General features: G+C 62.6%; 6 protein-coding genes and 1 pseudogene. 3 read left to right on the forward strand and 4 right to left on the reverse strand.

Annotated elements, in window-relative coordinates:
* Positions 1-4 precede the first annotated feature (4 nt).
* Positions 5-904 carry an RNA polymerase sigma factor RpoH gene (rpoH, locus tag ACS3WA_RS13365; RefSeq protein ID WP_438279005.1) on the forward strand — a complete coding sequence of 300 codons (900 nt, stop codon included), beginning with the start codon at positions 5-7 and terminating at the stop codon, positions 902-904.
* A gap of 135 nt (positions 905-1,039) precedes the next feature.
* On the opposite strand, the gene ACS3WA_RS13370 is transcribed toward rpoH, so the two are convergent.
* Positions 1,040-2,257, reverse strand: coding sequence for a GGDEF domain-containing protein (locus ACS3WA_RS13370; RefSeq protein ID WP_438279006.1), 1,218 nt, complete (start codon positions 2,255-2,257; stop codon positions 1,040-1,042).
* A gap of 572 nt (positions 2,258-2,829) precedes the next feature.
* Complete coding sequence (locus ACS3WA_RS13375; protein ID WP_438279007.1) at positions 2,830-3,648, reverse strand: lytic murein transglycosylase; 819 nt, start codon at positions 3,646-3,648, stop codon at positions 2,830-2,832.
* 158 nt (positions 3,649-3,806) lie between these two features.
* Between ACS3WA_RS13375 and ACS3WA_RS13380 the strand changes: the two genes are divergently transcribed.
* Both ACS3WA_RS13380 and ACS3WA_RS13385 read left to right on the forward strand, forming a co-directional pair.
* A complete protein-coding gene (locus ACS3WA_RS13380; RefSeq protein ID WP_438279008.1) occupies positions 3,807-4,421 on the forward strand; it encodes a hypothetical protein in 615 nt (204 codons plus the stop codon).
* 124 nt (positions 4,422-4,545) lie between these two features.
* Complete coding sequence (locus tag ACS3WA_RS13385) at positions 4,546-5,130, forward strand: hypothetical protein (protein WP_438279009.1); 585 nt, start codon at positions 4,546-4,548, stop codon at positions 5,128-5,130.
* Positions 5,131-5,159: 29 nt separating this feature from the next.
* On the opposite strand, the gene ACS3WA_RS13390 is transcribed toward ACS3WA_RS13385, so the two are convergent.
* The gene (locus tag ACS3WA_RS13390; RefSeq protein ID WP_438279010.1) at positions 5,160-5,723 is read right to left on the reverse strand and encodes a type 1 glutamine amidotransferase domain-containing protein; all 564 of its coding nucleotides are present in this window, start codon (positions 5,721-5,723) and stop codon (positions 5,160-5,162) included.
* 278 nt (positions 5,724-6,001) lie between these two features.
* Positions 6,002-6,116, reverse strand: a pseudogene (locus tag ACS3WA_RS13395) (IS5/IS1182 family transposase); the annotation flags it as partial.

Here is a 6,116-nt window from a genome sequence, read left to right on the forward strand (position 1 = left end):
TACCATGGCCCGTACTGCTACCTTACCGGTTCTCAACGGAGAATCTGGTCTTTCCCGTTATCTCTCCGAAATCCGCAAGTTCCCGATGCTGGAACCGCATCAGGAGTACATGTTCGCCAAGCGTCTGCGCGAACATGACGATCGCGATGCAGCGCATCATCTGGTGACCAGCCACCTGCGACTCGTGGCCAAGATTGCCATGGGTTATCGCGGCTACGGCCTGCCGATCTCGGAGGTTGTGTCAGAAGGCAACGTCGGCCTGATGCAGGCCGTGAAGAGGTTCGAGCCCGAGAAGGGCTTTCGCCTCGCCACGTACGCCATGTGGTGGATCAAGGCGTCGATCCAGGAATATATCCTGCGGTCGTGGTCGCTCGTGAAGATGGGCACCACCGCGAACCAGAAGAAGCTGTTCTTCAACCTGCGCAAGGCGAAGAGCAAGATTTCCGCGCTTGACGAAGGCGATATGCGCCCGGATCAGGTGAAGCTCATCGCCAAGCGTCTTGGCGTCACGGAACAGGACGTTGTCGACATGAACCGCCGCCTCGGTGGCGACGCTTCACTCAACGCACCGATCCGCGACGACGGCGAGACCGGCGAATGGCAGGACTGGCTGGTCGATCACTCGCCCACCCAGGAAGCCGTCATGGCCGAGTACGAGGAGTTCGATCATCGTCGCCAGGCGTTGACCGGCGCGATGGACGTGCTCAATCCGCGCGAACGCCGCATCTTCGAGGCGCGACGCCTTGCCGATGAGCCGATGACGCTGGAGGATCTCGCCGCCGAATTCAACGTGTCCCGCGAGCGCGTGCGGCAGATCGAGGTTCGCGCCTTCGAGAAGGTGCAATCGGCGGTGAAGACCGCGATCGCACGGCAGGAGCAAGCCGCTCTGGAAGCCGCCCGCTAAAGCGGTTCCCTTTCGAGCAACATGAACCTGTGATGGCCGGGCTCATCCCGGCCATCAACGTTTTGTGCTAGACAGTCGAGCCCAAGGGACGCGCTGGCTCGAACGCGCCTTGGCCGGAGAATACTCTCGCGAGGCTTACGTCTTCTGATGCAGGATGGTCTGGTCCGCCAGGAAACCAGGCGCAATCGGTGGTGCGGATTCGCAGGCCGCATACCTGTTTTTGCCCTGGTTCTTGGCAGCATAGAGGGCTTGATCTGCGACGGCGAGCAGACGTTCCGAACAGATTCCGATCGCCTGTGTCCATTGGGCAAGCCCGATCGATGCAGCGATCGGGACATCGGCGCCGGCGCATCCTGCGGCGTCTTCACGGCATGCATCCAGGACGCGCTCGGCGATGATAGCCGCTTCGCGCAGCACGGTCGCCGGCAAGAGGATGCAGAACTCGTCGCCGCCGGTCCGCGCCAGCAGGTCGCCCGGCCGCAACTGCATCTGCGCCATCAGCGTGAAATGCCGCAGGCAGGCATCGCCCGCGGCGTGACCGTGCGTGTCGTTGATTTCCTTGAAGCCGTCGAGATCGATCACAAGGAGCGCGAAAGGTTCGCCGCTCCTCTGCGCCATTGCGCATGCTTCCTCCAGCCGCCCCAGCAACTGTCGCCGGTTGGCGACGCCGGTGAGGTCATCCACCAATGCAAGATCGACGACCTCGTTGCGCAGCCGATCGATCGCCATCAGCAGGAAACCAAAATTCCATGTCATCGACAGGAAGACGAGAGCGATCAACAATGCGGCCTGAAGGCCATTGAAGTTGACATAGGAAACCCCACCGCCGATGCCCAGAAATGCGCAGACCGACCTGATCACGCTGACGCAAATGATGAGCGCGCCGACGATCCCCGCGAGCTGGGCTCCCGAGTTGATACGGCCGTCCTTGCGCGACAGAACCAGCCTCAGCGTCATGCCGATCGGCACCGCCTGAGCCGTTGAATAGATGAAAATGCGCATCGGCATGTCCTCGCGGACATACAGAAAAAAGGCGAGACACACGATGCTCAACCCGACCGTGATGAACGTCGTTTGCCAGGAAACCGGCCGCTCGTAGAAACGTCGGATTCCCATCGTGCAAAGGCAGACCGCGAAGATCAGACCGCCACCGGCGAACAGCAGAGGCAGCATTGAATCGACATGACCGCGCAGCATCGATACGGCGGCAAAAAAGGCGGCGGTGAAAGCGGCGGCAGCCCAATATCGCGCTGCTACAAGCGTCGGATAGCTCCGCATGACGTAGGTCCAGACCAGACCCAGCGCCAGGAAGTTTACGACGAACACAATCCACAGCGTCGGTACGCTCAGCATCACGGGTTCAGAGCGTCTCCGCCCGGCCTCCTTCGTGTTGTTTCCAACGGCTTTTCCACGTCGTCCCGCCAGCGTGCAGCCGCACCGCTTAACGGAACCTCACCGCGGCAAGGCAGCCTCCCGCCGTGGTTTTGAAACCATGAATGTCGCGCGCGTTCCCCTCCCTCTACTGGCCCCGCCGCTCGCGCGATCGTGGCACGGAAAAACCCGGCCGCCACGCAACACTTGTGGATAAGGGGACGGAAACCGCGTGACAACGCGAGGACAGGTCAATGCGAATCTGTTCGGATCGCCATCCGAGGCTGTTGCGAGGATTACCCTCCGCTGAGCACGCCTCGAAGTCGCGCTTCAACCATTTAACCCCAAGAGGATATTATGGCTAAGAAAGCGAAAAAGAAGACAGCAAAGAAAACGGCGAAGAAGGCTAAAAAGGCCGCAAAGAAAAAGAAGTAGCAATTTTTTAAGGCCCGGGCCGAGGTTCGCTTCGCCCGGGCATTTTCGATGACGGCGCTTCACAAAAGCGCCGACGGAATCGACGCGGCAGGCCTGCCGTCCCTGGCTTCGATTCTCAGCTATTGCCCCGCCAGCTTGTCGGCGAAATAGCCGATGGTCCTGCGATAAACCTCGGACCGATTCCACTCCCGCATCGCCTCGAAATTGGCCGAGCCCTGGTGATAGTCACCGCCCGCCTTCCAGCCGTTGGCCTTGAGGAGGTTCGCGGTCGAGGCCAGGACGTCCGGCACCGAATGCCTAAGGTCGACGTGACCATTGCCGTCGTAATCAACGCCGTACTTGATGTACGACGACGGCAGGAACTGGGTCTGTCCGATCTCGCCGGCATAGGCGCCGATCATGTCGCTGAGCCGCAGATCGCCGCGCTGCACGATCTTGAGCGCCGCCAGCAACTCGTGCTGGAATAGCTCGCTGCGCCGGCAATCATGCGCCATGGTCGCGAGCACCCGGAACACCGGCAGCTTGCCCATGTCGCCGCGGCCGAAGTCGGTTTCCAGTCCCCAGATCGCGACAAGGATCTCAGGCGGCACGCCGAACTGCTGTTCGATCCGGGACAACAGCGAGGCGTGACGCATCAGCATCGCCTTGCCGCCCTTGATGCGGCCGGCGGTGACTCGGGTCGCGGCATATTGCTCGAAACTCTTGCGGAAGGTGCCGCGCTGGCGGCGGTCGAAATTCAGCACCGCCTGGTCCTGCTGCACGCCGCCGAGCGCCTGCGAAATCACGCTCTGCGAGATGCCGTCCGCCGCTGCCTCCCGCGACATCGCGGCCACGAAGGTGTTGAAGTCGCCACCGCATTGCGCGGCGAAAGCGGCTGTCGATGCGAGGGGAGCGGCGAGAAGGGCGGAGGCGAAAGCGACGACGAACCGGAGTTTCATTGCAATCCCTTTTTTCTGAATCGACGCCGGTTATAGCATGACTGTGGCGGCGTGGCGGCGGCGCATGCGGGAGAAGTAGCGCGCTTCGATGGGTTGAGATCTGTCGGGACCTTTTCAAAGCGCTTCTCCTAAAACACGAATCCGCTACTCTCCCCCAAATGACCACACCCGACCCCGCCACCGCCTCGACGGCCTTTGACCTCTACTACCTGCAGAACGGCAAGCGCTTCTTCTGGCGCAATCCGAACCATGGCGTGACGCTGATCGACGCCGGACGCGAGTCCGCAATTGGCTGGCACAACGAGGGTGAGGCGGCCCGCAGGCTGTGGACCGACATCGTCTCGGTGAACATGACGTCGGCCACGTCGGGCAAGGACATCGTCAACAACTGCCGCATCAATTTTCGCGATGGCCGCTTCCTCGTCGTCACCGACGCGGGTACCAGCGGCGAGGTCGATCACGCCCGCACGCCGGTGTATCGCGATTTCGTCCGCGCATTGCATCTGCGGCTGGCGCAGGCCCCGGCCGGCACCATCGCATTCAATGCCGGCGCGTCCGAAGGTCGCCACAAGGTGATGACGGTCATGGGCGTCATCACCGCACTGTTCTTCGTCGGCACGCCGCTGGTGCTGGTGTTCATCGTGCGGGACTGGCGCGTGCTGCTCACGCTCGCGGCAGGCGCGACCTTCGTCTGGCCGTTCTGGAAGGTGATCGAAGCCAATCGCCCGCGCAGCTACGACCCGCGCTTTCCGCCAGGTGAGTTGATGGACTGAGCCCGCCGAGGTTTCGCTTCGGGAACCCGGCTTTCGCGCCTCACCCGCTGCGGCGCACCGGGAAAACCCGCTTCGAGGGCGAACAAAAATGCGCTATGCTCGGCGCATGATCGAGCCAGCATCCATGGCCTCGACGGCCTACGACCTGTATTACCTGGTGAACGGCGAGCGCTATTTCTGGCGCAGCGCGAGCCACGGCGTGGCGCTGATCGACGCCGGGCGCGACTCGGCCATCGCCTGGCGCAACGAGGCCGGCGAAGCGGGCCGGCAACTCTGGACCGACATCGTCTCCGTAAACATGCCCGACACCGACGGCAAGGATGCCGTCGACAAATGCCGCATCGATTTTCGCGGCGGCCGTTTTCTCCTCGTCACCGATGCGGGCATCAACGGCAAGGTCGATCGCGCACGCAGGCCGGTCTATCGCAATTTCATCTGCGCGCTGCACCAGCGCCTCGCGGACGCGCCGGAAGGCGCCATCCGCTTCACCGCCGGCGTCTCGCCGACATACCGCAAGGCGATGGTGGTGCTCGGCGTCATAACGGCACTGCTGTTCGTGGTGACTCCAGCGGTGCTGGTTGTCGACCTGCATGAATGGCAGGCGATCGGCCCGCTGACGGCCGGCGCCACGTTCATCTGGCCGTTCTGGAAGAAGATCGGCAGCAACCGGCCGCACGACTACGATCCGCACCACCCGCCGGCGATTTGATGGAATGATGCGGAACGCGCCGGCCGGCGTTAGGCCGCGTGGCGCTGGTGGCGGCCTTCGCGCACCTCCTCGATGATCTTGGCGCTGAACGCCTCGAGGTCGCCCGGGTTGCGCGAGGTGACGACGCCCTCGTCTGTCACGACCTCGCTGTCCTCCCATCGCGCGCCGGCATTGACGACGTCGGTGCGGATCGAGTGATACGAGGTCATGCGGCGCCCCTTGGCGATGCCGGTCTCCACCAGCAGCCATGGCGCGTGACATACCGCCGCCACCGTCTTGCCCGCCTCGTAGAACGCCTTGATCAGCGCCAGCGCATCCTTGTTGACGCGGAGCAGATCGGGATTGATCTGCCCGCCGGGCAGCACGATGGCATCATAGTCATCGGCCTTCGCGGCCGAGAGCGGCTTGTCCACCTTCACCGCGCGGCCCCAGTCCTTCTTGTCCCAGCCCTTGATCTCGCTCGCCTCCGGCGAGACGACATGAACCTCGGCGCCGGCGGACTTCAGCCGGTCGCGCGGAACCTCAAGTTCCGACTGCTCGAAACCGTTGGTGGCGAGAATGAGAATGCGCTTGCCCTTGAGCTGCTCCGCCATGGCGTGTCTCCGTTCGCGTTGCGTGAGCCCGGACAACGGCGCGGCGGGGCGAATGTTTCATGACACAAAAAAGCGGACCTTGCGGCCCGCCGTTTGCTGGTCGATGAACGGGCAAGCCCGGCGGCGCGACAGTCGTGCTGCACGCGTCCGTAAAGACAAAAGCTAGAGCCTTTCCGCTTCTGATGGAATCAGAAGCGGGGCTCTATGATTTTCATTTGACGCGTTTTCTTGACGCGAACCGGTATCCACTTCGCTCGAGAACGCTCTAGGCTCCAGACTCAATTGGTCCACCAAGTTATGACAGCGGCGATATTGATGGCCGCTTCGAAGTTGCGCGCCAGCTTGTCGTAGCGGGTGGCGATGCGGCGCCAATCCTTGAGCCTGCAAAACATG

The sequence above is a fragment of the Nitrobacter sp. genome (assembly GCF_051535235.1).
Classification (GTDB): Bacteria; Pseudomonadota; Alphaproteobacteria; order Rhizobiales; family Xanthobacteraceae; genus Nitrobacter.

Coding starts and splice junctions, on each gene's coding strand:
- rpoH (WP_438279005.1), top strand. CDS start 5: ATGGCCCGTACTGCTACCTTACCGGTTCTCAACGGAGAATCTGGTCTT.
- ACS3WA_RS13370 (WP_438279006.1), bottom strand. CDS start 2,257: ATGCTGAGCGTACCGACGCTGTGGATTGTGTTCGTCGTAAACTTCCTG.
- ACS3WA_RS13375 (WP_438279007.1), bottom strand. CDS start 3,648: ATGAAACTCCGGTTCGTCGTCGCTTTCGCCTCCGCCCTTCTCGCCGCT.
- ACS3WA_RS13380 (WP_438279008.1), top strand. CDS start 3,807: ATGACCACACCCGACCCCGCCACCGCCTCGACGGCCTTTGACCTCTAC.
- ACS3WA_RS13385 (WP_438279009.1), top strand. CDS start 4,546: ATGGCCTCGACGGCCTACGACCTGTATTACCTGGTGAACGGCGAGCGC.
- ACS3WA_RS13390 (WP_438279010.1), bottom strand. CDS start 5,723: ATGGCGGAGCAGCTCAAGGGCAAGCGCATTCTCATTCTCGCCACCAAC.